Raw genomic sequence first — 24,955 nt, forward strand, 5'->3', positions numbered from 1 at the left:
TTCTAAATGACCAGCACCAGCGAACAGTTGTCGGCCACCACCCTGCTGCGGTTCGCCACCGCGGGGTCCGTCGACGACGGCAAGTCCACCCTCGTGGGACGTCTGCTGCACGACTCCAAGTCGGTCCTCACCGACCAGCTGGAGGCCGTCGAGCACGCCTCCCGCAACCGCGGCCAGGAGGCGCCGGACCTGGCCCTGCTCACCGACGGCCTGCGCGCCGAGCGCGAACAGGGCATCACCATCGACGTGGCCTACCGCTACTTCGCCACGCCCCGCCGCCGGTTCATCCTCGCCGACACCCCGGGCCATGTGCAGTACACCCGCAACATGGTCACCGGCGCCTCCACCGCCGACCTCGCCGTCGTCCTGGTCGACGCCCGCAACGGCGTCGTCGAACAGACCCGACGCCACGCCGCCGTCGCCGCACTCCTGCGGGTGCCGCACGTGGTGCTGGCCGTCAACAAGATGGACCTCGTCGACTGGTCCGAGAAGGAATTCCGCCGCGTCACCGAGGACTTCGCCCGCCACACCCAGGATCTCGGCATCCCCGGGGCGGCCCCGTTCACCGCGATCCCGCTCTCCGCACTGCACGGCGACAACGTCGTGGAGCCCTCCGCCCGGATGGACTGGTACACCGGTCCCGCCCTGCTCGCGCATCTGGAGACCGTGCCCACCGGCGACGACCTCGCCGAGAGGCCCGCCCGGTTCCCCGTGCAGTACGTCATCCGGCACGACGGCCGACGTCTCTACGCGGGCCAGCTGGCGTCCGGGGTGCTGCGGGCCGGCGAGCAGGTCGCCGTACTGCCCTCCGGGCAGCGCTCCACCGTCACCGCGATCGACCGGCTCGGCGAGCCGGTCCCTGCGGCGTACGCGTCCGACTCGGTCGCTCTGCGGCTCGGCGACGACCTGGACATCTCCCGGGGTGACCTGATCGTGCCCGCCGCCGAAGCGCCCCTGCCGACCCGCACGGTGGAGGCCGATGTCTGCCACCTCGCCGACCGGCCGCTGCACGTCGGTGACCGGGTGCTGGTCAAACACACCACCCGTACGGTCAAGGCCGTGGTCGAGGAGATCACCGGAACACCCCACGGACTCACCGCCAACGACCTGGCCCAAGTGCGGCTGCGTACCGCCGAGGCGCTCTTCACGGACCCGTACGCCGACTGCCGGCGCACCGGATCGTTCCTCCTGATCGACCCCGCCGACGGTGCCACGCTCACCGCGGGCATGGTCCGGTGATCCTGTGCCGGCTCTTGCCCTGTCCCGTGTGACCCATGGCTATCCGGACGGGTCCGCTCCCGTCGTCGAGGACCTCGACCTGACCGTCACCGAGGGCGAGTTCCTCTGCGTGCTGGGCGCGTCCGGTTCCGGGAAGTCGACCCTGCTCGCCCTGCTGGCAGGGCTGGTCGAACCGCTGTCGGGGACGGTGTCCCTGCCCACCCCCCGGCCCGCCCTGATGTTCCAGGAGCACGCCCTGTTCCCGTGGCTGACCGCGGGCGGGAACGTCGAACTCGCCCTGCGGCTGCGCGGGTTGCCGAAGTCCCGGTGGCACACCGAGACGGAGCGGCTGCTGACGCTGGTACGGCTCGACGGGGTCTACGACCGGCCCGTGCACACGCTCTCCGGCGGGATGCGGCAACGCGTGGCGCTGGCCCGTGCGATGGCACAGGGCAGCGGCGTCCTGCTGATGGACGAACCGTTCGCCGCGCTCGACGCGATCACCCGCGACGTCCTGCACGAGATGCTGACCCGGGTGTGGCGCGAGCAGCGGCTCACGGTCGTCTTCGTCACGCACAGCGTGCCGGAGGCCGTCCGGCTCGGCACCCGGATCGTCCTGCTGGCGTCCCGGCCGGGGCGCGTCGCGGACGAGTGGCGGTGCGGGGATCCGGGGGCGGACTCCGCCACGATCACCGCCCGGCTGCGGGAGGAGGTCGTGCGCCATGCCCGTATCGGCTGAACCAGTGGCCGGCGAGGTCTCCGACGGCCTCGACGCCCTGGACGGGCGCGCCCCCGCGGCCCCGTCCCCTGCCCGGGGGCGCCGCCTGCGCCTGCCGGCCGCCCCGGTCGTCGCCTTGCTGACTGTCCTCCTGCTGTGGCAGGCCGCCTGCGCCTGGGGGCTCTCCACGACCCTGCCCTCCCCCTCGTCCGTCGCGGCGGCGCTGGCCGGAACCTGGCGGGACGGCACGCTGCTGCCTTCGCTGGGCCACAGCCTGCTGCGGACCGGTGCGGGATTCGCCCTCTCCGTCGTGCTGGGGGTGCTGACCGGTCTGCTGATCCACCGGGTCCGGCCGGCCCGGGAGGTGCTCTCGCCCATCCTGTCCGCCCTCCAGTCGCTGCCGGCGGCCGGTCTCGTCCCGCTCGCGGTGATCGTCCTCGGGGAGTCCGAGGGCGCGGTGTACGCGGTCGTCCTGCTGGGTGCCGTACCGCCGGTGGCCCTCGGTCTGGCGGGGGCATTCGACCGGATCCCGCCGCTGCTGCTGCGGGCGGGCCGGTGCCTGGGGGCCCATGGCCGGACCTACGTCCGCCACATCCTGCTGCCCGCGGCACTGCCCGGTCTGGTCGCCGCGCTGCGGCAGGGCTGGACGTTCGGCTGGCGGGCACTGATGACCGCCGAACTGATCACCGCCACCCCGTTGCCCGGCGTCGGCCGGCTCCTCGATTCCGGCAAGCAACAGGACGACACCGCCCTGGTCCTGGCGGCCGTCCTGCTCATCCTCGCCGTCGGTGTCCTCATCGAGTCGGCCGTCTTCGCCCCCGTCGAACGCCGGGTGCTGCACATCCGGGGGCTGCTTCCCGACCGGGCCGCCCCCGGTCCGGACCGTCCCCGTCCGTCCCGAAAGGTACGCGTTCCATGAGCACCACCCCCGAACCCCGGGTCAGCGTCGTCGTCCCGGTGTACAACCCCGGCCCGCACATCGACGAGCTGATCGCCTCCCTGCTGCGCCAGACCATGGCGCCCGGCGACTTCGAGGTGATCTTCGTCGACGACGGTTCGACCGACGGCACCGGCGCCCGGCTCGACGACCTCGCCTCCCGTCACGCGCACATCGACGTCGTGCACATCCCCAACTCCGGCTGGCCCTCCCGCCCCCGCAACATCGGTATCGAGCGCGCCCGGGGGGTGTACGTCCAGTTCGCCGACAACGACGACTGGTTCGGCGACGAGGCGCTGCAGCGGCTGTACGCGTACGCGACCGCCCAGGACGCCGACGTGGTCGTCGGCCGGATGGCGGGCATCCGCCGCGGTGTCCCGCGTGAGCTGTTCCGCAGGAACCATCCCGAGGCGACGCTCGCGAACGCACCGCTCATCGACAGCCTGACTCCGCACAAGATGTTCCGGCGGGAGTTCCTCCTGGAGCAGAACCTGCGTTTTCCCGAGGGCGACCGGCGGCTGGAGGACCATGTCTTCGTCACCGCCGCCTACTTCGCCGCCCGGCGGATCTCCGTGCTGTCCGACTACGTCTGCTACTACCACGTGGGCCGTCCGGACGCCTCGAACGCCGGATTCCGCACCTTCGACCCGGCCGGCTACTTCGGCAACCTCCAGGAGGCCCTCGACATCGTCGACCGGAACACCGAACCGGGAGCGCTCCGCGACCGGCTGCACCGGCGGTGGCTGCGCGTGGAGATCGTCGACCGGCTGAGCGGGCGCCGCTTCCTCGACGCCCCCGAGGAGTGGCGGGCCGACTTCTTCCGGGAGGCCCGGGCCGTGGCCGCCGCACGGTTCGCCCCCGGGGTCGCCGCGGGGCTGCCGGCAAGCCGCCGGGCGGCGGCGGACCTGCTGATCCAGGGCCGGATGGCCGAGGCCCTGGAGTGGGCGGGGTGGGAGTCGCGCATACGGGCGAGGGCGACGGCCCAGGTCTCCCCTTCGCTGGAGATCACCGCGACGGGCGGGCTGTACGCGGGTGCCTCGCCGCTCGCCTTCACCCACCGCTCCGACGGCACCGACGCCCTGACCACCCCCGTGACGGGCATCCGTCCGGACGCGCTCGACGTGACACAACGGCTCGGCGTGGCGCGCATGGACATCCTGGCCCGACGGCGCAGCGGCGGCGAGGAGTTCTTCCTTCCGGTCACCACATCCGCCGAACGCGCCCCGGTGAAGGGGCGTGACACGGCGGACCGGTTCCGGCAGGTCCACACCGCGGTGGCCCGGCTCGCCCCGGACACCCTCAATGCGGGGCGCAACGCGGGCACCTGGGACCTGAAGGTGCGCATCACCAGCTGCGGCTGGCAGCGGGACGCGGACCTGCCGCTGTCCCTGAGCATTCCCACCGACGGCGCCCCGCCGGCCGTCGTGGACCGCGTCCGCCGCGACCGGCTGACGCGCGCCAAGCGCTCGGCGCGGCGTCGTAGCCGGCTTCTCCTGACCCGGGTCCGGAACCTGCTGCAGAGCTGAGGGCTCTCCCCCGGAGCCCCGCTTCGGAGCCCCGCTTCGGAGCTCCTGGAGCCCCGGAGCCTTCGGGGCCCCGCCCGGGGTCCGTCAGGCCCGGCGCCGCGCGGCCTCGTACAGGACGATCCCGGCAGCGACACCGGCGTTCAGCGACTCCGCGCCACCCGGCATCGAGATGCGGACCCGGTAGTCGCAGGTCTCGCCGACGAGGCGGCCCAGTCCCTTGCCCTCGCTGCCGATGACGATGACGACGGGGCCGTCGAGCGCCTCCAGGTCCTCGACGGTGTGCTCTCCGTCCGCGGCGAGGCCGACGACCGTGAGACCGGCCTTCTGGTAACCCTCCAGGGCCCGGGTCAGGTTCGTCACCCGGGAAACCGGGGTCCGGGCGGCCGTGCCCGCCGAGGACTTCCAGGCACCCGCGGTCATCCCGGCCGCGCGCCGCTCCGGCACGACCACGCCGTGGCCGCCGAACGCGGAGACGGAGCGGACGATCGCGCCCAGGTTGCGCGGGTCGGTGACGCCGTCGAGGGCGACGATCAGCGGGTCCTCGCCGTTGTCGTACGCGGCCGCGGTGAGGTCCTCCGGGTGCGCGTACTCGTACGGCGGGACCTGGAGGACCAGGCCCTGGTGGTTCAGGCCGCGCGTCATCCGGTCCAGCTCGGCGCGCGGGGCCTCCATCAGGTTGATGTTGCCGCGGTCACCGGCCAGCTGGAGCGCGTCGCGGACCCGCTCGTCGTTGTCGATGTACTGCTGGACGTACAGGGTCGTCGCCGGGACGCCGTCGCGCAGGGCCTCGTAGACGGGGTTGCGGCCGACGACCATCTCGGACGTGCCCTTGACGCCCCCGCGCCGCGGCGCGGGGCGGCGGGCCGCGGCCTGCTTGGCCTGGGCGTTGGCGATCCGGTTCTTCACGTGCCCCTTGCGGGCGGAAGCGGGCGGCGTCGGGCCCTTGCCCTCCAGGCCACGGCGCCGCTGCCCACCGCTGCCTACCTGCGCGCCCTTCTTGTTGGACGTGCGGCGGTTCCTGCGCTGGCTGTTCCCGGCCATGACCTACCTGTTTCGTTGCTTCTGGGACTGCGTGCGTACAAGTGAAGTGTGCCGCCCGGGACGCCGGGCGGCACATGGGACGGCTACGGGCGCGGGCCCAGCGTCCATCGTGGTCCGCTCGGACTGTCCTCGATGACGAGTCCGGACTGGCCCAGCTGGTCGCGGATGGCGTCGGCGGCGGGCCAGTCCTTGCGGTCGCGGGCCGCCTGGCGCTGGTCGAGGACGAGGCGTACGAGGGAGTCGACGACGCCGTGGAGGTCGTCGCCGCGGTCGCTCCCGCCGGCCCAGTGGTCGTCGAGGGGGTCGAGACCGAGGACGCCGAGCATCGCGCGGACCTCCGCCAGGCGGGCCACGGCGGCTTCCTTGTCGTCCGCCGCCAGTGCGGAGTTGCCCTGCCGGACGGTGGTGTGGACGATCGCGAGGGCCTGCGGAACGCCCAGGTCGTCGTCCATCGCCTCGGCGAAGGCCGGCGGGACCTCGGTGGCCGGGGCGACCTCGCCGCCGGCCTTCTCCACGACGCGCTGGACGAAGCCCTCGATCCGCGCGAACGCGGACTCGGCCTCGCGCAGGGCCCCCTCGCTGTACTCGATCATCGACCGGTAGTGGGGGGTGCCGAGGTAGTAGCGCAGCACGATCGGGCGCCACTGCTTGACCATCTCGCTGACCAGCACGGAGTTGCCGAGGGACTTCGACATCTTCTCGCCGGACATGGTGACCCAGCTGTTGTGCACCCAGTAGTTCGCGAACGCGTCGCCGAAGGCCTTGGCCTGGGCGATCTCGTTCTCGTGGTGGGGGAAGATCAGGTCGATGCCGCCGCCGTGGATGTCGAAGGCGGTGCCGAGGTACTTGTGGGCCATGGCGGAGCACTCCAGGTGCCAGCCGGGCCGGCCGCGGCCCCAGGGGGTCTCCCAGCTGGGCTCGCCGGGCCGGGACGCCTTCCACATCGCGAAGTCGCGCGGGTCGCGCTTGCCGGTCTCGCCCTCGCCGGAGGGCTGGCGCAGGTCGTCCAGGTCCTGGTTGGAGAGTTCGAGGTAGTCGGGGAAGGACTTCACGTCGAAGTAGACATTGCCGTCGGCCGCGTAGGCGTGACCTCGCTCGATCAGACCCCGCATCATCTCGATCATCTCGGGGATGTGGCCGGTCGCGCGGGGTTCGTAGCTGACCGGGAGGCAGCCGAGCGCGTCGTACCCCGCGTTGAAGGCCCGCTCGTTCTCGTACCCGATGGCCCACCACGGGCGGCCCTGCTCGGCCGACTTCGTGATGATCTTGTCGTCGATGTCGGTGACGTTCCGGACGAAGGTGACGTCGTAGCCGCGGTACTCGAACCAGCGGCGCATGATGTCGAAGTTCAGCCCGGACCGGATGTGCCCGATGTGCGGGGCGGCCTGGACGGTCGCGCCACAGAGGTAGATCGAGACACAGCCCGCGGTGAGCGGTACGAAGTCACGGATCTGCCGGGCGCTGGTGTCGTACAGGCGAATAGTCACGCCTCAAGGGTAGTGGGCGCGCACCAGTGCCCCGCGCCCCTCCCGGGGCCACGGGGACAAGTTTCTGGCGGCAGGACGCTCCGGGAGGCCCGGACCGGTCACGGCACTACATACGTCCGACGACCTTGCGCGGGGTGATGCGGACGACCACCCGCTCGGCGTCGGCACCGAAGTCGGGGTTGAACTCCGCGTACTCCTTGCCGGTGTACTTCACCGACAGCTCGTCGATGAGCTCCTGGCCACCCTCGGTGGTGAGCGCCGCGGTGCCGCGGATCTCCGCGTACGAGTAAGGCGCGTCGAACGGCTGGAGGACGACGGAGACCCGCGGGTCGCGGCGCAGGTTGCGCTCCTTGCGGCGGCCGACCGTCGTCGAGATGAGCAGGTCGTCGCCGTCACGCTTCACCCAGACCGGCGAGACCTGGGGGCTGCCGTCCGGCTGGACGGTGGCGACGGTGACGAAGACGGGCGTGTCGAGAAGCGCCTTGATTTCCGGGGAAAGTGCGGCGGTCATGAGGTACGTCCTCCACAGGGGATCGGCGGCGGTTCGTCTACCCGTACCCCAACACGGCGTCAGCCTTTCCGCTTCCCGCTCCTTCCCACCGGAAGGGCCAAGGCGAGTGCGGCACCCGTGAGCGGCACGGCGGCGAGCACCGCCCACCGGACCGGGCCGGGCGTGCCGAGCAGCGCCCCGGTGGCCGCGCTGCCGCCGAGCACGGCGAGCCCGGAGACGGACGACAGTGCTCCGGTGGCGAGTCCGAGCCGCCGGTCGTCGACGAGATCCGGTACGAGGCCGCGTACGGCGGGCACCAGCAGCATCTGCCCGAGCGTGAGCAGCACCACGAGCACGGCACCGGGCAGCAGCCCGGCGGGTCCGGCGGGCGTGAGCGGCACCGCGGCGAAGGCGGCGGCGACGACGGTGAGTCCGGCGACGAGTGCGGTGCGCGGGGCGAGACGGCGGGCGGCCCAGCGGGTCAGCGGCAGTTGGGCGCAGACGACCAGGAGCGAGGAGAGCGCGAACAGCCAGCCCAGGGCGGCCTGCGAGCCGGTGGCGCGCTCCACCTCGGCGGGGAGGGAGAGATAGAGCTGGTTGTAGGCGATCAGGTAACCGCTGTACGCGAGGCAGAGCACGAGGAAGGGGCCGTTGCCGAAGACGTCGCGCAGGGCGCGCCGGGACCCGGCCGGTGTCCTGCCGGCGGGTGCCCGGCGCGGCATCCGACGGAAGTGTCCGGCGAGGACGCCCGCGAAGACCAGCGCACCGGTGAGGCAGGCCGCCCGGAATCCGGAGTCGAGGAGCAGGAGCAGCGAGCCGAGCAGCGGTCCGACGAAGGCTCCCGCCTGTCCGGCGGCGGAGAACACCGCCAGCACCTGGGCGCGCGGGGTCGTGGTGTCCTTCTCGTACCGGACGGCCTCGCGGGCGGTCTCGGACTCCACGGCGGGCGAGAACAGCGCGGCGGCGAATCCGATGAGGACCACGGCGGCGATGACGGTCGCGGTGGACCCGGCGAAGGCCAGCCAGCCGAAGCCGGCGATCCGCAGGGCACAGCCGACGAGGACGACGGGACGGGGACCATACCGGTCGGTGAGCGCGCCGCCCACGACGAACAGGCCCTGCTGGCTGAAGGTGCGCAGGCCGAGGACGAGTCCGACGAGCCAGCCCGCCATGCCCAGGCCGGTGCCGAGGTGGGTGGAGAGGTAGGGCAGCACCGCGTAGAAGCCGATGTTGAAGGCGAACTGCGTGGCGATCAGGAGGCGCAGGTAGGGGGAGTACCGGGGTGCCGCGGCGTTCCCGGGACGGCCGCCCGCTGCCGCCGCCGCTTCCGTCCGCCGGCCGGGTGCCCACCGGTGCGGGATCACGCGGCGCCTGCCCGGTTCCGGTTCCTGCCCTGGACCGCCGCCGCCGTGAGGACGGCCAGGGCGCCCAGGACGGCGAGTGCGGCGGCGGGGGCGAGTACGGACCAGGGGGCCCGTTCCGCGTACGGCATGTTCTCCGACAGCATCCGGCCCCACTCCGGTGCCGGGGCCGGTGTGCCCAGCCCGAGGAAGCCGAGGGAAGCGAGGGCCAGCGCGATCGCCGGTACGCGCAGGACCGCGTGGCGCAGGACCGGGGGCAGGACGGCGGGCAGCAGATGACGGCGGGCCAGGTGCCACCGCCCGGCGCCCAGGGAACGTGCGGCCGCGAGGTGCGGGGCGGCGCGCTCCTGCGCGTACAGGGCCGAGGTGTGGGCGGCGAGCGGGGCCCAGGCTACGGCGGTCACGGCCGCGGCGGCGCCCCAGGGGCCGGGGCCCGCGATGCCCGCGACGACCAGTCCGGTGAGGACCGCGGGCAGCGCGTTGGCGGTCTCGGTGAGCGCCCCGGCCCGTACCGCCCCGAGGACCAGGCCCAGCACGAGGGTCGCGGCGGAGACGGCGACCGCGGTGAGCACCGTACGGGCCGCTCCGTGGCCCAGCCTGGCGAGGAGGTCGCGGCCGAGGGAGTCGGTGCCCAGGGGGTGCGTGGCGGACGGGGCGGCGAGGCGGGCCGCGGCGTCCACCTGGAGCGGGTCGCGCAGCAGCCCCGCGAGGGTCACGGCGGCGAGGAGGACGGCGAGGACGACCGCACCGGCGAGGAGCGGACGGCGCGCGGGCAGCTTCGGGGGCACCAGTGCGGGAAGGTTCCCGTCGCGCAGGGCGGGCCCGAGCAGGGCGCGGGTGGCGAGGCGCGCCCCGCCGCCCGCCACGGCGCCCAGGAGCAGGAGCAGCAGGACGCAGGCCTGGAGGACGGGAAGGTCCTGCGCGAGGGCCGCGCCGAGTGCCGTGGAGCCGAGGCCCGGTACGGCGTACAGCGTCTCGACGGCGACGGCGCCGCCGGTGAGGCCGACGACGACCATGCCGATCTGGGGCAGCAGTCCGGGCAGGGTGCGGTGCAGCGCGTGCCGCGCGATACGGCGTCCGGGCAGTCCGCCCGCGGCTGCGGACCGCGCCCACGGTTCCGCGAACGCGGCGGGCAGCGCGTCGTCCAGCAGCCGGCCGAGCAGGGCGCCCGCCGGCACGCCCATGGCGAGCGCGGGCAGCACCGCCTGGCCGGGCGTGCCCCAGCCGAGCGCGGGGAACCAACCGAGCCGCACGGCGAGGACGGTGGCCAGGACGGCGGCGAGCAGGAACTCCGGCAGCGCGGCGAGCACGGCGGCACTCGTCCCGGCCCGCGTGGTGACGATCCGGCGCCGCGCCCCGCGACGGAGCGTGCCCGCGGCGAGTGCGGCGGCCAGCAGCACGGCGACGGCGAGCGAGACTCCCATCAGGGAGAGGGAGACGCCGAGCGCGGACATCACGTCGGGGGCGATGGGCTGCCCGGAGACCCAGGAGACGCCGAGGTCGCCGTGGAGGAGCCCGCGGAGCCAGTCGCCGAGGACCTGCGCGGGCCCGCCGTCGAGGCCGGTCTCGGCGCGGATCGCGTCGAGGGTCTCGGGCGTGGGCGGCCGGTCGGCGTAGCGGGCGTGCAGGATCGTGAGCGCCGGATCCGTGCGGGTCAGCCGGGGCAGCAGTCCGATGACGGCGACAACGGCGAGGAGTGCGCCGAGCCGTCCTGCCAGGTGCTTCACCCGGTCACCCGATGCGGGTGTCGGCGGTGATGAGGGTGCGTTCCATCGGGTCGAGCGAGACGCCCCGGACGCGGGTGTCGTCGTACCCCTGGATGAAACGTTCGTGGAGCAGCGGCACGAGGGCGTCGGTGCCCAGGATGCGGGCCTCGGCGGTCATGGCGGCGCGGTGGCGGACGTCGGTGCCGGCGAGGCCGGCGGCCTTGCCCACGGCGGCGTCGACGCGCGGGTCGCAGAGCTGGGAGATGTTGAAGCTGCCGTCGCAGGTGAAGTCGGAGGCGAGGTAGGAGACGGGGTCGGCGGTGTCCAGGAGGGTGTTGCGGGCCTGGATGAACGCGTCGTACCGGCCGGCCAGCGCGTCGGCCTCCAGCTGGGCGTAGTCGCGTACCACCTGCTTGACGGTGAAGCCGCGGGCGGTGAGCTGCTGCTGGACGACGGAGGCGACCTCGGGCAGTTCGGGCCGGTTGGTGTAGGTGGCGAGGACGATCTCCTCCGTCTTCGCGACCTGGGCCCGGTCGGCGGCCTTCACGCGGTTCGTGGGGGCCGTGCGGGCGGCGGCGGCCCAGGGCACTCCGGGGCCGAGAAGGCCCTCGGCGGTGTCGGCGCGGCCCTCGTGGACGCCCTTGACCAGGGCCTCGGAATCGATGGCCTCGCGGGCGGCGGCGCGCATGGCCGGGTCGGCGAAGACACCGTGTTCGGTGTTGAGGGAGAGGCCGTTGGTGCGCGCGGAGGGGAAGGCGTGGACGAGCCGGTCGCCGAGGAGGGACGCCTGCGAGACGGGGACGTACTCGGCGATGTCGACGGCCTCGGTCCGCAGCGCGTTGGCGCGCGCCGTGCCGTCGGCGACGAACGTCACGTCGGCTCCGGGGGCCTTGGCCTTCGGGCCCCAGTAGCTGTCGTTGCGCTGGAGGGTCGCGCTCACCGCGCCGTTGACCTTCGTCAGGGTGAACGGGCCGGTGGCGTGCCCGGCGGGGTTCACCCTGCCGTCCCGGTACGCGGCGGCGGACAGGATCGTGAGGGAGGGGTTGGCCAGGCGCTGGGGCAGCAGCGGGTCGGGGTCGGCGGTGGATATCCGTACGGTCCGCGCGTCCGGTGCCGAAGCGGTGAGGCGGGTGTCGCTGAGGACTCGCGGCTTGGGCGAGGCCGCCTTGGCGGCGCGCAGCGAGCGCACGACGTCCGGGGCCTTGAGCTTCGTGCCGTCCTGGAAGGCGGCGTCACGCAGGGTGAACGTCCAGGTGCGGTCGTCGTCCCGCTTCCAGGAGGCCGCGAGTGCGGGCTTTGCCTCACCGTTCCTGTCGAGCGCGGTGAGGCCCTCGATCACGGCGAGCCGGCTGAGCGTGACCGCGTCGTCGCCGTAGGGGGACATGGCCTGGGCGGGCGGGAAGGCCATGGCGACCCGGAGCCGTTGCCCCGCCGTGGAGCCGTCGGAGGTGCCCGAGGAGCAGGCGGTGGCGAGCGGGACGAGAAGGGTGGCCGCGAGGAGCGTCAGCGGCAGCGCGGAGCGACGGCGTCGGGGCGTGGACATGACGGCACCTTATATGAAAATGATTGTCATCTACTGGACGGGAGTCGGCATCGGCAGTTCGAAGTGGACGATGCCCTGACCGCCACCCGGCAGCGCACGCTCGTCGCACACCTCGGACGCCAGCGACCGCCAGAACGGCTCGGCGCCCGGCACGGCGGGGTCGGTGTGCAGATAGATCGCCTCGTACCCGCCCGTCCGCGCGACGAAGTCGCAGAGTTCGCGGACCAGCCGGCGCGCCAGGCCCTGCCTGCGGTGTCCGGGCGCCACGTAGATCCGGCAGAGCTGGGCGGTGCTGCCGGACGGGAAGCGATCCGCGACCCACTGCGGATTGGGCGGCGCCTGGGGCCCGCGGTCGCGCACGGCGCCCGTGGCGACGATCTCGCCCTCGCACTCGACGACCAGCAGGGTGCAGCGGTCGGGGCGCAGATAGGCGGCGTCGGGGTCGATGATGTCGGCGTGCCAGCACGGCACGTAACCGGACCCGAAGTCGCGGTAGACGGTGTCGAGCATCACGGCGCGCGCTCCGTCGAGGTCCGCGGAGCCGGCCGTGCGCAGTACGTACCGGCCGGCGTCCGCCCGCACCGGCTTCACCGTCGTCGTGCTCATCCGCGAACCCCACCGCCCTCGTACGACACCTCGTTTGCCGCACCAGAGTACGTGCAACTGATGTGCAACAAGGTTCCGGGGGCAGACGCCACGGCGGCTCAGCCGGTGCGGTAGACCAGCGCCGTCGCGATCCCGGCGAGGCCCTCGCCCCGCCCGGTGAAGCCGAGCCCGTCGGAGGTGGCGGCAGAGAGCGAGACCGGCGCACCCACGGCGGCCGACAGCACCTTCTGCGCCTCGTCGCGCCGCTTGCCGATCTTCGGCCGTACACCGACGACCTGTACGGCGACATTGCCGATCTCGAAGCCCTCGGCCCGCACGATCCGCGCCGCCTCGGTCAGCAGGGTGACCCCGGCGGCGCCGGACCACTCGGGCCGGCCGGTGCCGAAGTGCTGCCCGAGGTCACCGAGCCCGGCGGCCGAGAAGAGCGCGTTGCACGCGGCGTGCGCGACCACATCGGCGTCGGAGTGTCCGGCCAGACCGGGCCCCTCCCCCTCCCACAGCAGACCCGCGCACCACAGCTCGCGGCCCTCCTCGAAGGCGTGGATGTCGGTGCCGATCCCGACGAGCGGGATCACCGGACCGGTCCGTTCCTCAGAAACCATCGTTCGCCCTCCTGCGTGCGAGTACCGCCTCGGCCAGCACCAGATCCAGCGGCCGGGTCACCTTGAACGCCTCCTCGTGCCCGGGCACCACCACCACGGGCTCCCCGAGCCGCTCCACCATGCCCGCGTCGTCCGTGGCGCCCTCGCCCTCGACCGCGACGGCCTGGTGTGCGCGCACCAGGGTGTCCCGGTCGAAGCCCTGCGGGGTCTGCACGGCACGCAGCCTGGCCCGCGGCGGTGTGCCGAGCACCGGCTCCGGCTCCCCCGGTGCGCCGGGCTCGACCTCCTTGACGGTGTCGGCGAGCGGCAGGGCCGGGACGACGGCGGGGGCCCCGTCCCGTACCGCCTCGACCACCGCGTCCACGGTGTCGACGGGCACCAGCGGGCGCGCCGCGTCATGGACGAGGACGACGGAGACCTCCTCGGGCAGGGCGTCGAGGCCGAGCCGCACCGACTCCTGGCGGGTCTCGCCGCCGGGCACGACGAGGTAGTCGGTGCGCTCGGGCAGGGCGTGTGCGTCGAGCAGGTTCTTGACCTCCGGCGCGCCGTCCGGCGGTGCGACCACGACGACCAGGGTGACGGAACGGGACGCCGCCATGGCCCGCACCGCGTGGATGAGCATGGGCGTTCCGCCCAGCGCACGAAGCGCCTTGGGGGCGCCCGGGCCGAGGCGTACACCGCGGCCGGCCGCCGGAATCACGGCTGCTGCGCGGTACGGACGCGGTTGATCAGACATCGGTTGCACTCCGAAGCTCCGGCATGTTTGTTTTCACAGCCGACATGGGTATGGCCACAAGCGAGCCGGGCGCCACTCCACGACTCGACCGGACCCCTTCCGTGACTCCCGGTCGGCATCGGACAGTCGCACCGGTCGCTCGGGATCGGTTACGCAAGATCGCGAGCAAGCTATAGGGGGATGGCCGACGGAGCCAGCGCATCGGTGGGGCAGCACGAAATCCAGACACGTCCCTGGCTGGATCACGCCACTGAATCGCGTCACTGAAATCGCGCTGCTTAATCACGTCGCCGCATCACGCCGTGACTGAACCCAGATATGCCGCAGCGCCCGACGACATACCGTGAATACGGTTGTCAGCGGGCACCGCGGCACATGAGATGACACAGCCGGCGCAAGCCGGTTCAGGACGCGAGCACCTCGTCGAGCAGAGCCTCGGCCTTGTCCTCGTTCGTGTTCTCCGCGAGAGCGAGCTCGCTCACCAGAATCTGGCGAGCCTTGGCGAGCATGCGCTTCTCACCTGCGGAGAGTCCACGCTCGCGCTCACGACGCCACAGGTCGCGAACGACTTCGGCGACCTTGATGACATCGCCGGAGGCGAGCTTCTCCAGATTTGCCTTGTAGCGACGGGACCAGTTCGTCGGCTCCTCGGCATACGGCGCGCGCAGCACCTCGAAGACCCGGTCCAGCCCTTCCTGCCCGACTACGTCGCGCACACCCACGAACTCTGCATTGTCCGCCGGCACGCGAACCGTCAAGTCGCCCTGAGCGACCTTGAGCACCAAGTAGGTCTTGTCCACGCCTTTGATCTGGCGAGTTTCGATAGCCTCGATCAGCGCGGCCCCGTGATGGGGATAGACCACGGTGTCGCCAACCTTGAACGTCATGTGACAGGTACCCCTTCCGTGGCTATCAAGGGTAACACGAGAACAGCTTCTCCTGAATGGCGTTTTCGCAGGTCAGGGCATATCTCGGGGCTTGACAACAGCAACACGGACGTGCTGCGGAAGGCTCGCGGGAGACGGTATTCGCAGGTCGGAGCGGTTGCACGCACGGGGTGAAACGCGCACGTTACACGCATCCGGACCCCTCTTCGAAGTGACTGAACGTCCCGTTTTGCCGGGTTCTGGAGGGGGAGTTTCCGTACTCCGTTCGGAGATCGATCACTCGTACGGATGTATGTGGGGTGATCAATAGAATTGATCACCGCTCCGGTGCGATCGGTTATGCGCAGGGAATGCGCCACGCTTCATGAATTGATCACCGTTGCTCGCCGCGATATGCGAACGGCGCGTGTCGACCGGATTCGTGGTGCACCTGTCACGCAAACGCCGACCCGGTACCGGCCCCCGACGGCATCGGCCGCCGCGAAGTGCCGATGCGCCAAGGGGCGGGTCGGGTGCGGGGCGGAAGGGGCGGCTCGGTAGCCTAAGGCCGCTGACACACCCTTAGGGCGGCTTTACGTCGCCCGCCCTTCCCGTCCGCAGTCCGAACGTTCAAGGAGTTGCCGCCGCCGTGAGCCGCAGCCTTCGACACGGCGCCCTCGCCGCCACAGCCATCGTGTTCTCGATCGCCTCGCTCAGCGCGTGCGGTGCCGGCAATCACGCCGCGACGCTCGAGGTCAGGCCGGACACTGCTGCCACCACCATCGGTGACATCAGCATCCAGAACGCGAACCTCATCATCCAGCCGGAACACGGCGCCGAGGGCCCGGCCGTCGTCTCCGCGACGCTGTTCAACAACGGCGTCAAGCAGCAGACCCTGGATTCCGTCACCCTGCCGGGCACGACCGTCACCGTGGCGCTGCACGCCGCCAAGGGCTCCGGCCCCGTCGTCGTCCCGGCCGGCGGCCGGGTGGTCCTCGGCGGCGAAGGCAACGCGTCCGCCGTGATCGAGAACGGCCACGAGGCCTCGCAGGCCGGCAATGTGCAGCGCGTCGTCTTCAAGCTCAGCTCGACCGGCGAGGTCCCGCTCAACGCGTTCGTCGTCCCGGCGACCAGCTACTTCGAGAGCTTCGGCCCGAGCACCCTGCCGACGCCGAAGCAGACCTCCACACCGACCGGTACCGCCTCCGCTTCGCCGGCGGCCGGTTCGGAGTCCGACAGCGACACGGCCACTCCGGACAACGACGCGTCCGCCTCGTCGCACACCGACTGACCCCGCACGCATACGACGGAGGGCGCCCTTCCTCATCGGGGGGCGCCCTCCGCGTGTCCGTACGGGCCGCTCTACGGCTCGAACTTGTACCCCAGGCCCCGCACCGTCACCAGGAAGCGCGGGGCGCCCGGGTCGGGCTCGATCTTGGCGCGCAGGCGCTTGACATGGACGTCGAGGGTCTTGGTGTCACCCACGTAGTCCGCGCCCCAGACCCGGTCGATCAGCTGCATACGGGTCAGCACCCGGCCCGCGTTGCGCAGCAGCATCTCCAGCAGGTCGAACTCCTTGAGCGGGAGGTCGACCTTGCCGCCGGAGACCGTGACCACATGGCGGTCCACGTCCATCCGGACCGGGCCCGCCTCCAGCGCGGCCGGTACGACCTCCTCCGGCTCACCGCGGCGGCGCAGGACCGCACGGATGCGGGCGACGAGCTCCCGCGAGGAGAACGGCTTGGTGACGTAGTCGTCCGCTCCTATCTCCAGGCCGACGACCTTGTCGATCTCGCTGTCCTTGGCCGTGACCATGATCACGGGGACGTTGGACCTGCTGCGCAGCTGACGGCATACCTCCGTGCCGGGCAGGCCCGGCAGCATCAGGTCGAGCAGCACGAGATCGGCGCCGTTGCGCTCGAACTCGTCCAGCCCGTCCGGGCCGGTGGCCGCGACGGCGACCTCGAAACCCTCCTTGCGGAGCATGTAGGACAGGGCGTCACTGAAGGATTCCTCGTCCTCGACGACGAGCACTCGGGTCACGGAAGGACCTCCGGGGCAGAAAATGGTTCGAGGTTGTCGGGGTGAGCGGGTCCGTGCGGCCCGTCGGCGCCGTCGGCGACGAGCAGCCCGTCCGGGCGACGGTCCCGCTCCCGTGCGGAGCCCGCTTCGGGCAGCCGCAGGGTGAACGTGGAGCCCTGGCCCTCCGAGCTCCAGACCGAGACCTCCCCGCCGTGCGAGGCGGCCACGTGCTTGACGATGGCGAGACCGAGGCCGGTGCCACCGGTGGCACGTGAGCGGGCCGGGTCGACGCGGTAGAAGCGTTCGAAGACCCGCTCGCGGTCCTTCTCCGAGATGCCGATGCCCTGGTCGGTCACGGCTATCTCGATCTGGTCCCCGCCGGGTACGGACAGCCGCCTGGCGGCGATGCCCACTCGGGTACGGGCGGGGCTGTAGTTGACGGCGTTCTCGACGAGGTTGCCGAGTGCCGCTGCGAGCTGGCCGCGGTTGCCCCAGATCCGGAGGTCCGCCGTGCCGCCCGCCGCCATGGTGATCTGCTTGGAGCCGGCCTGCTGGCGGCAGCGGTCGATGGCCTCGGCCACCAGCTCGTCCACCCGGACCGGCTCGGCGTCCTCCAGCGGGTCGTCGTTCTGCACCCGGGAGAGGTCGATGATCTCCTGCACCAGGTTGGTCAGCCGGGTCGCCTCGATCTGCATGCGCCCCGCGAACCGCTCCACCGCCTCCGGATCGTCCGAGGCGTCCATGACGGCCTCGGAGAGCAGCGAGAGCGCTCCGACCGGGGTCTTGAGCTCGTGGCTGACATTGGCGACGAAGTCGCGGCGTACCGCTTCGATCCGGCGGGCCTCGGTGAGGTCCTCGACCAGCAGGAGCACCAGTCGGGAGCCCAGCGGAGCGACCCGCGCCGAGACCGCGAGGGTCTCGCCGCGGCCGGTGCCGCGCCGGGGGAGGTCCAGCTCGACCTGCCGTATCTCACCGTCCCGGCGGGTGTCCCTCGCCATGTGGAGCATCGCGTCGACGGCGAGCCGCCCGCCCCTGACCAGGCCCAGCGCATAGGCGGCGGAACTGGCCTTGACCACGCTGTCGCTCTCGTCGAGCACGACCGCTGAGGAGGAGAGCACGGACAGGACGGTGTCCACCCCTGGAGGCAGGGGGGCGTTGCTGTCGGGGCGCAGGGAGGTACGTGTCGGCATCTTCTGGTCGCGCTCGCTCCAGCGGAACGCCAGCATGGCGACCACTCCGGTGCACGCACCGCCGATCGCCGCAGCTGCGGCGACTGCCGCGTTCACGTCCATACCTCAAGGTTATGCGCGCCCAGGAGACCTCTCCCAGCCATCCGAGGGCATATCCGAACACTCGTCGCCCAGAGTTCACCAAGGGGCAAGGGACGGTTCACCCGTGCGGCCGGAAGCCGACGCGTACGCAGCCCAGGGTGACAGCGTGGGGTCCGTATCCGGCCCCGGCCTTGACGAGGACTGGAGAGGGACATCCATGCGTGACGCGTACCACGAGGAACTCGACTCGATCGGCGAGGGGCTGGTCGAGATGGCCCGGCTCGTCGGGTCGGCGATCGGCCGGGCGACCACGTCCATGCTCGATGCCGATCTCAAGCTCGCGGAGAGCGTGATCGCCGCGGACCAGAAGGTCGACGACCTGCAGCACGACCTGGAGGCGCGGGCCATCGCCCTGCTCGCGCGCCAGCAGCCGGTGGCGACCGATCTGCGGATCGTGGTCACCTCGCTGCGGATGAGCGCCGACCTGGAGCGCTCGGGCGACCTCGCCCAGCACGTCGCCAAGCTGGCCCGGCTGCGGTTTCCCGAATCGGCGGTGCCGCACGACCTGCACGCCACCATTCTGGAGATGGGGCAGCTGGCCCAGCGGCTGATGGCCAAGGCGGCCGAAGTGATCATCACCAAGGATGTCGACCTGGCCCTCCAGCTGGAGCAGGACGACGACGAGATGGACCTGCTGCACCGCACCCTCTTCCAGCACCTGATGGACGACCGCTGGAAGCACGGCATCGAGACCGCCGTCGACGTGACGCTGCTCGGCCGCTACTACGAACGCTTCGCCGACCACGCGGTGTCGGTCGCCAAGCGCGTGGTGTACCTGGTGACCGGCGAGCACGCCGACGAGATCCAGCAGCAGCCGCCGGCGCAGGGCGCATGACCGGAGGCCGGGCCGGAAGGGGCAGACCTCCGTCGGCGTACGCGGGCGCGCCCGGTCGCACAGGTGTTTCTGCACATGTGCGCCGTTGATGCGCCCGCCCGCCTGGGCATTCAATGGGGTGGGGCGGCACGCCTTGTCGGTAGCCCCGGTCGTACGCGCGTCGTTGTCGCGTACGGCTCTGTCGTACGTATGGAGGAGGAACCATGGCCGATTCCCCCACGACCGAACCCCAGCAGGAGGCACCCGCCGAAGCGGTGCATCTGCCCCTGCTCGGCGCCTGCGGATGCGGCTCGGGCTGCGGATGCGGCTGCCAGTCCGGTGCTCCGTGCCAGTGCGGCGGCTGACCGGACCCGGTCGGCAGTAGCCACGGAAGCCGACGGGGCACCCCGTGCGGAGCGAACTGCTTCGCACGGGGTGCGCTTCGCGGGCGTGCGCGGGCGCCGGGCCGCCTTCGATGGCCGCACGCCCTCGCTGCGGTCAGCGAGGGAGCCCCAGCTCACCCGCCCGCAGCCCGGCCTGGAAGCGGGAGCCGGCCTCCAGCTTGATCATCAGCTCGGCCACGCGCCGCCGGTAGGTGCGGAGAGAGACGCCGAGCCGTCGGGCCGCCGATGCGTCGGTGAGTCCCGAACCAAGAGCTTTGAGGACCGAGCGGCCGTCGGCATCGAGATGGGGGACGTCGCTGCGCAGATAGGTGTCGAGATCGGCCGAGTTGTCCCAGATCGCCGAGAACAGCGAGTGGACGCCCTCGACCAGGATCGGCGATGTCGTCACGGTGTACTCGCGGCCGGTGGGGGTGTCCCGGCCGGCCAGGATCATCACCCGCCGGTCGATGAGGATGGTCTCGTACGGCAGCGGCGACGCGCTGATCCGCACGCGAGCGCCCTCGCCCTGGACCAACCGCAGGTGCGCGCGGGCCTCCTCCTCGATGAGCGCCACCGGGCTGAGCAGCTTGCACGTGGTGAAGTCCGGGGACCGCACGGCGCGCATCCGGTCCTGTACCGATGCCCTGGCCTCCGGCTGGGACCAGGTCTTCAGGTCCCGGGCGGCGCACAGGAACTCGGCCCGCGCGGACGCGAAGAGATGACCGGCACGCGCGATCAGTTCCGCGTCCCCTTGGACCGAGAACACCTGTTCATTCCGCACTGCGCCAGTCTGGCAGCAAACTGTCACGGGCTCGCCGGACTTCATGACGGATCGGACCATGAATCCCATGGCGACCAAGAAGACTTTCTCCCTCGGTGGAGACCTGACCATCAACCGACTCGGCTTCGGCGCCATGCGCCTGGCGCTGGGTACCCTCGACGGTCCGACGCGGGCCCCGGAGAGCGGCATCGCGGTGCTCCGGCGTGCCGTGGAACGGGGCGTGAACCACATCGACACGGCCGGCTTCTACGGCCGCGGAGCGGTGTGGGCCAACGATCTGATCCGTACCGCGCTGAGCCCCTACCCCGACGACCTGGTGATCGCGACGAAGGTCGGGCCGCTGCTCGGGGCGAACGGAGTGCCGAGCAGGCAGGCGACGCCCGATGAGCTGCGCGCCCTGGTCGAGACGGATCTGCGCACCCTCGGGCTGGACCGGCTCGACCTCGTCTACCTGCGGGTGGGCGGGCTGGCCGCACCGGGTGGCGAGTCGATCGCCGAACGCTTCGCGGTACTGGCCGAGCTCCGGGCGGAGGGGCTGATCCGGCACCTGGGCGTCAGCCATGTCGACGCCGCCCAGTTCGCCGAGGCCCGGGCGATCGCACCCGTCGCCGCGGTGCAGAACGAGCACGTCGCCGACATGGAGCTGCTCGCGGAATGCACGGAAGCGGGTGCCGCGTACGTGCCGTACTTCCCGCTCGGCGGTGGCCGCACCCCGCTCGACACCGGACGGCTCGGCAAGGTCGCGGCACGCCTGGGCGCGACCGTCACACAGGTACAGATCGCCTCGCTGCTGGCGTTGTCGCCGTCGGTGCTGGCGATCCCCGGCACCGGCACTCTCGGTCACCTGGAGGAGAACCTCGCGGCCGGCGATCTCGATCTCAGTGACGAGGACCTGTCCGAGCTGCGCGGCTGACGGGTCGTCTACTCGGCACAGCGGTCGCCGACATCGTTCTCATCGGCCCATCGTTCTCATCGGCCCATCGTTCTCATCGGCCCGGAGCCCGGCCACGACGACCTGGGCCAGGCTCCGGCCGTGGGTGAGGGTGATCAGCCAGGACCCGGCCCCCGCCCGGCCACCCAGACGCCCACCGCGGCCGCGACACCGGAGGCATCGTCGCCGCTCGGGCGCATCAGCACGCCAAGATCCAACTTCCTTGCTCTGCACACCGATCGGCCGATAAGGTGCCGAACCACCTTCACCGAACCATCACTTCATGACGCGCTTTCCCCGGGCCCCGATCGAGAGGTTTCCGCGATGAGTACGCGGTTCACGCTTCAGCCCAACCAGACTCCGGCACGTCCCGAGCGGCGTGCGGAGATTCTTGCGGACCCCAAGTTCGGACGCTACTTCACCGATCACATGGCCCGCGTGGTGTGGACTCCGGAAACGGGCTGGGGTGACGGCGAGGTGGTTCCGTTCGCGCCGATTCCCATGCACCCGGCAGCGGCGGTGCTGCACTACGCGCAGGAGATCTTCGAGGGGATGAAGGCCTACCGGCACCCGGACGGGTCCATCTGGACCTTCCGGCCCGAGGCCAACGGCGAGCGGTTCATCCGCTCCGCGCAGCGACTCGCCCTGCCCGAACTCCCCCTGCCGACGTTCCTCGACTCGGTGTCCGCTCTGGTCCGCGCCGACCAGGCGTGGGTGCCCCAAGGAGAGGAACAGAGCCTGTATCTGCGTCCGTTCATGTTCGCCTCGGAGCCGTTCCTCGGTGTGCGACCCGCCGCCGAGGTCACCTACATGGTGATCGCCTCTCCGGTCGGCTCGTACTTCTCCGGCGGGGTCAAGCCGGTGTCGATCTGGCTGTCGACGGAGTACACCCGCGCCGGGCGCGGTGGGACCGGCGCGGCCAAGTGCGGCGGCAACTACGCGGCGAGCCTGGCCCCGATGAGGGAGGCCGCCGAGCACGGCTGCGACCAGGTCTGCTTCCTGGACGCGACCGAGGGGCGCTACGTCGAGGAACTCGGCGGCATGAACCTGTACTTCGTCACGCGCGACAACCGCCTGGTCACCCCGGAACTCGGCACCATCCTGGAGGGCGTCACCCGGGCCTCCATCCTCACCCTGGCCAAGGAGCTCGGCCTCGACGTCGAGGAGCGCCCGGTCACGATCACCGAATGGCAGCAGGGCGTGCGCACGGGTGAGATCAGAGAGGTGTTCGCCTGTGGCACCGGCGCCGTGGTGACGCCCGTCGGGCGGCTGGTCTGGAACGACGGAGAGGCGATCGCACCGGACACCGGCTCAGAGTCCTCGGTGACGATGCTGCTGCGGCGCCGCCTGGTCGACATCCAGTTCGGCCGGGCCGAGGACCCTCATGGCTGGATGCGACGCCTGATCTGAGCGACCGGCCCGCCCGCCCCTTACCGAGCTGCGGGGCTGACGGGCCGACTCCCGGACCCGGGGCCGGCGGGAGCGGCACTCTCCTCGACCCGGCCCTCCCCCGGCACCGGCACCGCCGGGCCGCTCTCCGCCACCGGGTCCGCCGCGGCCGCCGCCCCGCGCTCATCGGGCAGGTTCCGCATCAGCAGCCCGTAGCCGAGCGCGGCCCCGGTCCCCAGGACGGCGCACGCCCCCCAGAGCCACTGCGCCCCGAACCGGTCGAGGACCAGGCCCGCCATCAGCGGCGCGATCAGCGCCGAAGCCGACCAGGACATCGTGTACATGCCCTGGTAGCGGCCCCGGCCCCGGACGGGCGAGAGCCTCACCACGAGGCTGCTCTGGATGGGCGAGCTGATGATCTCGCCAACCGTCCAGACGCAGATGGTCAGCGCGTACAGGGCGACCGACCCGGCGAACGCGGTCAGCCCGAACCCGTACCCCGCCAGCAGCGCCGAGACGATCAGCAGCCGGCGCGGATCGCGGTGCTGGAGGAAACGCGTGACCGGGATCTGGAGCACCACGATCAGCACCCCGTTGACGGCCATGGCGGCACCGAAGTCGGAGCTGGAGAACCCGTCCGCGCCCATGGCCACCGGGAGCCCCACGGACCCCTGCTGGAAGATCAGGGCGGTGACGAAGGACAGTCCGACGACGCTCATGAAACGCCTGTCGCGCACCACGGTCATGAGCCGTACCTCGTCGGCACCGGCTGCCGCACGCCCGCGCACCCCCTGCGGGTCGGGCCGCGACTCGGGCACCTTCATGAAGACCACGAGGGCGCAGAGCAGCGTCATCGTGGCCTCGCCCAGGAACCCGACGAGATAGCTGTACTCGGCGACGAAGCCGGCCCCGGCGGAGGAGACGGCGAAGCCGAGATTGATCGCCCAGTAGTTGAGCGAGAAGGCCCGCACCCGGTCCTCGGGCCGGACGATGTCGGCCATCATGGCCTGCACGGCAGGCCGCGAGGCGCTGCTCGCCATGCCGACGAAGAACGCCACGAACGCGATCGCCACCGGATGGACCATGAATCCGAGCACGGCCACGGACACGGCGGTGGAGGTCTGCGCGATGAGCATGGTGGGCCGCCGACCCAGCCGGTCGGTCATCACCCCGGCCCCGAGTGAGGAGACGACCCCGCCGAGCCCGTGCAGCGCGGCGACCAGACCTGCGTACGACGCCGAGTAACCTCGCTCCAGGGTCAGGTAGAGCACCATGAACGTGGCGACGAAGGCCCCGAGACGGTTGACCAGCGTGCTGGTCCACAGCCACCAGAACTCCCTGGGGAATCCGGACACGGAATCTCGGGCAGCCCGTCCAAGACCGGCGACAGACATACGGAATCCCCCCAGGGACGTACGGAACACGGACGCTCGCCGGTAAGAGGCCCGACAGCTCCGCACACATTACAAATCCCGGATTCCACTCCGCCACCCCATTGATGCCGACCGCCCGTCGCCGCATTCCCCGGCCCCCTCACCTCGCCCCCGCCGGGCCCCTCCCGTCCGCCCGGTGACCGCCCGGTCCCGGCTGTCCGGCCTGTGACCGCCCGCGCGACACGAGTACGGATTCGATTACGCTCGGGGCCATGGCCGACGCACCGTACAAGCTGATCCTCCTCCGCCACGGCGAGAGCGAATGGAACGCGAAGAACCTGTTCACCGGTTGGGTGGACGTCAACCTCACGGAGAAGGGCGAGAAGGAGGCAGTCCGCGGCGGTGAGCTGCTCAAGGACGCCGGTCTGCTCCCCGATGTCCTGCACACCTCCCTCCAGAAGCGCGCCATCCGCACCGCGCAGCTCGCGCTGGAGGCCGCGGACCGCCACTGGATCCCCGTCCACCGCACCTGGCGGCTGAACGAGCGTCACTACGGCGCCCTGCAGGGCAAGGACAAGGCGCAGACGCTCGCCGAGTTCGGCGAGGAGCAGTTCATGCTCTGGCGCCGCTCGTACGACACCCCGCCGCCCGCCCTCGAGGACGGCACCGAGTTCTCCCAGAGCGACGACCCGCGCTACGCGTCGATCCCGCCGGAGCTGCGCCCGCGCACCGAGTGCCTCAAGGACGTCGTCGTCCGCATGCTGCCGTACTGGTACGACGGCATCGTCCCGGACCTCCTGGCCGGCCGCACGGTCCTGGTCGCCGCCCACGGCAACAGCCTGCGCGCGCTGGTCAAGCACCTCGACGGCATCTCCGACGCCGACATCGCGGGCCTGAACATCCCGACCGGCATCCCGCTCGCCTACGAGCTGGACGCCGACTTCCGCCCGGTGAAGCCGGGCGGCACGTACCTCGACCCGGAGGCGGCGAAGGCTGCCATCGAGGCCGTGAAGAACCAGGGTAAGAAGAAGTAGCTTTCGTAATCATGCCCCTGATCCGCGCTTTCGGTGCGGATCAGGGGCATTTTCACGGCT

24 protein-coding genes are annotated in these 24,955 nt (G+C 71.6%); 10 read left to right on the forward strand and 14 right to left on the reverse strand.

Annotation, left to right across the window (positions count from 1 at the left end):
* Positions 1–6 precede the first annotated feature (6 nt).
* Genes AB0L71_RS24450 through AB0L71_RS24465 form a run of 4 tightly spaced genes read left to right on the forward strand, consistent with a single transcriptional unit; the run spans position 7 to position 4,399 of the window.
* Positions 7–1,239 (forward strand): GTP-binding protein, encoded by a 1,233-nt coding sequence (locus AB0L71_RS24450; protein ID WP_365246752.1) that lies wholly within the window; start codon positions 7–9, stop codon positions 1,237–1,239.
* Positions 1,240–1,267: 28 nt separating this feature from the next.
* Complete coding sequence (locus tag AB0L71_RS24455) at positions 1,268–1,957, forward strand: ABC transporter ATP-binding protein (RefSeq protein WP_365246754.1); 690 nt, start codon at positions 1,268–1,270, stop codon at positions 1,955–1,957.
* Positions 1,941–2,855: an ABC transporter permease gene (locus AB0L71_RS24460; RefSeq protein ID WP_365246756.1), complete on the forward strand. Its 915-nt coding sequence runs from the start codon at positions 1,941–1,943 to the stop codon at positions 2,853–2,855. The genes AB0L71_RS24455 and AB0L71_RS24460 overlap by 17 nt, the downstream gene beginning before the upstream one ends.
* Complete coding sequence (locus tag AB0L71_RS24465; RefSeq protein ID WP_365246758.1) at positions 2,852–4,399, forward strand: glycosyltransferase family 2 protein; 1,548 nt, start codon at positions 2,852–2,854, stop codon at positions 4,397–4,399. Before AB0L71_RS24460 ends, AB0L71_RS24465 begins: the two co-directional genes overlap by 4 nt.
* An 84-nt stretch (positions 4,400–4,483) precedes the next feature.
* On the opposite strand, the gene rlmB is transcribed toward AB0L71_RS24465, so the two are convergent.
* From rlmB to AB0L71_RS24515, 10 genes are all read right to left on the reverse strand, one after another.
* Positions 4,484–5,440 carry a 23S rRNA (guanosine(2251)-2'-O)-methyltransferase RlmB gene (gene rlmB, locus AB0L71_RS24470; protein ID WP_365246760.1) on the reverse strand — a complete coding sequence of 319 codons (957 nt, stop codon included), beginning with the start codon at positions 5,438–5,440 and terminating at the stop codon, positions 4,484–4,486.
* Positions 5,441–5,523: 83 nt separating this feature from the next.
* The gene (gene cysS, locus AB0L71_RS24475) at positions 5,524–6,927 is read right to left on the reverse strand and encodes a cysteine--tRNA ligase (protein ID WP_365246762.1); all 1,404 of its coding nucleotides are present in this window, start codon (positions 6,925–6,927) and stop codon (positions 5,524–5,526) included.
* Between the two features lie 106 nt (positions 6,928–7,033).
* Positions 7,034–7,438, reverse strand: a complete 405-nt coding sequence (locus AB0L71_RS24480; RefSeq protein WP_365246764.1) for a PPOX class F420-dependent oxidoreductase — start codon at positions 7,436–7,438, stop codon at positions 7,034–7,036.
* A gap of 59 nt (positions 7,439–7,497) precedes the next feature.
* Positions 7,498–8,682: an MFS transporter gene (locus AB0L71_RS24485; RefSeq protein WP_365246979.1), complete on the reverse strand. Its 1,185-nt coding sequence runs from the start codon at positions 8,680–8,682 to the stop codon at positions 7,498–7,500.
* A gap of 95 nt (positions 8,683–8,777) precedes the next feature.
* Positions 8,778–10,505 carry an ABC transporter permease subunit gene (locus AB0L71_RS24490; protein ID WP_365246766.1) on the reverse strand — a complete coding sequence of 576 codons (1,728 nt, stop codon included), beginning with the start codon at positions 10,503–10,505 and terminating at the stop codon, positions 8,778–8,780.
* A gap of 4 nt (positions 10,506–10,509) precedes the next feature.
* Positions 10,510–12,027 carry an ABC transporter substrate-binding protein gene (locus AB0L71_RS24495; protein WP_365246768.1) on the reverse strand — a complete coding sequence of 506 codons (1,518 nt, stop codon included), beginning with the start codon at positions 12,025–12,027 and terminating at the stop codon, positions 10,510–10,512.
* A 30-nt stretch (positions 12,028–12,057) separates the two neighbouring features.
* Positions 12,058–12,633 carry a GNAT family N-acetyltransferase gene (locus AB0L71_RS24500; RefSeq protein WP_365246770.1) on the reverse strand — a complete coding sequence of 192 codons (576 nt, stop codon included), beginning with the start codon at positions 12,631–12,633 and terminating at the stop codon, positions 12,058–12,060.
* 98 nt (positions 12,634–12,731) lie between these two features.
* Complete coding sequence (gene ispF, locus AB0L71_RS24505) at positions 12,732–13,235, reverse strand: 2-C-methyl-D-erythritol 2,4-cyclodiphosphate synthase (protein ID WP_365246772.1); 504 nt, start codon at positions 13,233–13,235, stop codon at positions 12,732–12,734.
* A complete protein-coding gene (gene ispD, locus AB0L71_RS24510) occupies positions 13,225–13,971 on the reverse strand; it encodes a 2-C-methyl-D-erythritol 4-phosphate cytidylyltransferase (protein WP_365246774.1) in 747 nt (248 codons plus the stop codon). Before ispD ends, ispF begins: the two co-directional genes overlap by 11 nt.
* 404 nt (positions 13,972–14,375) lie before the next feature.
* Entirely contained in the window at positions 14,376–14,858 is a 483-nt protein-coding gene (locus AB0L71_RS24515) for a CarD family transcriptional regulator (protein WP_006380568.1), read from the reverse strand.
* Positions 14,859–15,486: 628 nt separating this feature from the next.
* Here AB0L71_RS24515 and AB0L71_RS24520 point away from each other — a divergent pair.
* Positions 15,487–16,128 carry a DUF461 domain-containing protein gene (locus AB0L71_RS24520; RefSeq protein WP_365246776.1) on the forward strand — a complete coding sequence of 214 codons (642 nt, stop codon included), beginning with the start codon at positions 15,487–15,489 and terminating at the stop codon, positions 16,126–16,128.
* A gap of 71 nt (positions 16,129–16,199) precedes the next feature.
* On the opposite strand, the gene AB0L71_RS24525 is transcribed toward AB0L71_RS24520, so the two are convergent.
* Both AB0L71_RS24525 and AB0L71_RS24530 read right to left on the reverse strand, forming a co-directional pair.
* Positions 16,200–16,880, reverse strand: a complete 681-nt coding sequence (locus AB0L71_RS24525; protein ID WP_365246778.1) for a response regulator transcription factor — start codon at positions 16,878–16,880, stop codon at positions 16,200–16,202.
* Positions 16,877–18,151, reverse strand: a complete 1,275-nt coding sequence (locus AB0L71_RS24530; RefSeq protein ID WP_365246780.1) for an ATP-binding protein — start codon at positions 18,149–18,151, stop codon at positions 16,877–16,879. The genes AB0L71_RS24525 and AB0L71_RS24530 overlap by 4 nt, the downstream gene beginning before the upstream one ends.
* Positions 18,152–18,347: 196 nt before the next feature.
* Between AB0L71_RS24530 and phoU the strand changes: the two genes are divergently transcribed.
* Together phoU and AB0L71_RS24540 are read left to right on the forward strand one after the other, a co-directional pair.
* Positions 18,348–19,025, forward strand: coding sequence for a phosphate signaling complex protein PhoU (phoU, locus tag AB0L71_RS24535; RefSeq protein WP_365246782.1), 678 nt, complete (start codon positions 18,348–18,350; stop codon positions 19,023–19,025).
* Between the two features lie 203 nt (positions 19,026–19,228).
* Entirely contained in the window at positions 19,229–19,369 is a 141-nt protein-coding gene (locus AB0L71_RS24540) for a hypothetical protein (RefSeq protein WP_365246784.1), read from the forward strand.
* A gap of 133 nt (positions 19,370–19,502) precedes the next feature.
* Here AB0L71_RS24540 and AB0L71_RS24545 read toward each other — a convergent pair whose 3' ends face one another.
* Positions 19,503–20,168: a DNA-binding response regulator gene (locus tag AB0L71_RS24545; protein ID WP_365246786.1), complete on the reverse strand. Its 666-nt coding sequence runs from the start codon at positions 20,166–20,168 to the stop codon at positions 19,503–19,505.
* Positions 20,169–20,226: 58 nt separating this feature from the next.
* Between AB0L71_RS24545 and AB0L71_RS24550 the strand changes: the two genes are divergently transcribed.
* Entirely contained in the window at positions 20,227–21,081 is an 855-nt protein-coding gene (locus tag AB0L71_RS24550) for an oxidoreductase (RefSeq protein ID WP_365246788.1), read from the forward strand.
* A 342-nt stretch (positions 21,082–21,423) separates the two neighbouring features.
* Positions 21,424–22,509, forward strand: coding sequence for a branched-chain amino acid aminotransferase (locus AB0L71_RS24555; protein ID WP_365246790.1), 1,086 nt, complete (start codon positions 21,424–21,426; stop codon positions 22,507–22,509).
* Between the two features lie 20 nt (positions 22,510–22,529).
* On the opposite strand, the gene AB0L71_RS24560 is transcribed toward AB0L71_RS24555, so the two are convergent.
* The gene (locus tag AB0L71_RS24560) at positions 22,530–23,882 is read right to left on the reverse strand and encodes an MFS transporter (protein ID WP_365246792.1); all 1,353 of its coding nucleotides are present in this window, start codon (positions 23,880–23,882) and stop codon (positions 22,530–22,532) included.
* Between the two features lie 251 nt (positions 23,883–24,133).
* On the opposite strand from AB0L71_RS24560, the gene AB0L71_RS24565 reads away from it, so the two are divergent.
* Positions 24,134–24,895 (forward strand): phosphoglyceromutase, encoded by a 762-nt coding sequence (locus tag AB0L71_RS24565; RefSeq protein WP_365246793.1) that lies wholly within the window; start codon positions 24,134–24,136, stop codon positions 24,893–24,895.
* The last annotated feature ends 60 nt before the right edge of the window (positions 24,896–24,955 follow it).

Origin of the sequence: Streptomyces sp. NPDC052052, assembly GCF_040680455.1 — a bacterium.
Lineage (GTDB): Bacteria > Actinomycetota > Actinomycetes > Streptomycetales > Streptomycetaceae > Streptomyces.

Excerpts from the sequence above, each read along its gene's own strand:
- AB0L71_RS24565 (WP_365246793.1), top strand. The coding sequence starts at position 24,134 with ATGGCCGACGCACCGTACAAGCTGATCCTCCTCCGCCACGGCGAGAGC.
- ispF (WP_365246772.1), bottom strand. The coding sequence starts at position 13,235 with ATGGTTTCTGAGGAACGGACCGGTCCGGTGATCCCGCTCGTCGGGATC.
- AB0L71_RS24460 (WP_365246756.1), top strand. The coding sequence starts at position 1,941 with ATGCCCGTATCGGCTGAACCAGTGGCCGGCGAGGTCTCCGACGGCCTC.
- phoU (WP_365246782.1), top strand. The coding sequence starts at position 18,348 with ATGCGTGACGCGTACCACGAGGAACTCGACTCGATCGGCGAGGGGCTG.
- AB0L71_RS24515 (WP_006380568.1), bottom strand. The coding sequence starts at position 14,858 with ATGACGTTCAAGGTTGGCGACACCGTGGTCTATCCCCATCACGGGGCC.
- AB0L71_RS24550 (WP_365246788.1), top strand. The coding sequence starts at position 20,227 with ATGAATCCCATGGCGACCAAGAAGACTTTCTCCCTCGGTGGAGACCTG.
- AB0L71_RS24530 (WP_365246780.1), bottom strand. The coding sequence starts at position 18,151 with ATGGACGTGAACGCGGCAGTCGCCGCAGCTGCGGCGATCGGCGGTGCG.
- AB0L71_RS24560 (WP_365246792.1), bottom strand. The coding sequence starts at position 23,882 with ATGTCTGTCGCCGGTCTTGGACGGGCTGCCCGAGATTCCGTGTCCGGA.
- AB0L71_RS24540 (WP_365246784.1), top strand. The coding sequence starts at position 19,229 with ATGGCCGATTCCCCCACGACCGAACCCCAGCAGGAGGCACCCGCCGAA.
- AB0L71_RS24450 (WP_365246752.1), top strand. The coding sequence starts at position 7 with ATGACCAGCACCAGCGAACAGTTGTCGGCCACCACCCTGCTGCGGTTC.
- AB0L71_RS24495 (WP_365246768.1), bottom strand. The coding sequence starts at position 12,027 with ATGTCCACGCCCCGACGCCGTCGCTCCGCGCTGCCGCTGACGCTCCTC.
- AB0L71_RS24555 (WP_365246790.1), top strand. The coding sequence starts at position 21,424 with ATGAGTACGCGGTTCACGCTTCAGCCCAACCAGACTCCGGCACGTCCC.
- ispD (WP_365246774.1), bottom strand. The coding sequence starts at position 13,971 with ATGTCTGATCAACCGCGTCCGTACCGCGCAGCAGCCGTGATTCCGGCG.
- AB0L71_RS24500 (WP_365246770.1), bottom strand. The coding sequence starts at position 12,633 with ATGAGCACGACGACGGTGAAGCCGGTGCGGGCGGACGCCGGCCGGTAC.
- rlmB (WP_365246760.1), bottom strand. The coding sequence starts at position 5,440 with ATGGCCGGGAACAGCCAGCGCAGGAACCGCCGCACGTCCAACAAGAAG.
- AB0L71_RS24465 (WP_365246758.1), top strand. The coding sequence starts at position 2,852 with ATGAGCACCACCCCCGAACCCCGGGTCAGCGTCGTCGTCCCGGTGTAC.
- AB0L71_RS24480 (WP_365246764.1), bottom strand. The coding sequence starts at position 7,438 with ATGACCGCCGCACTTTCCCCGGAAATCAAGGCGCTTCTCGACACGCCC.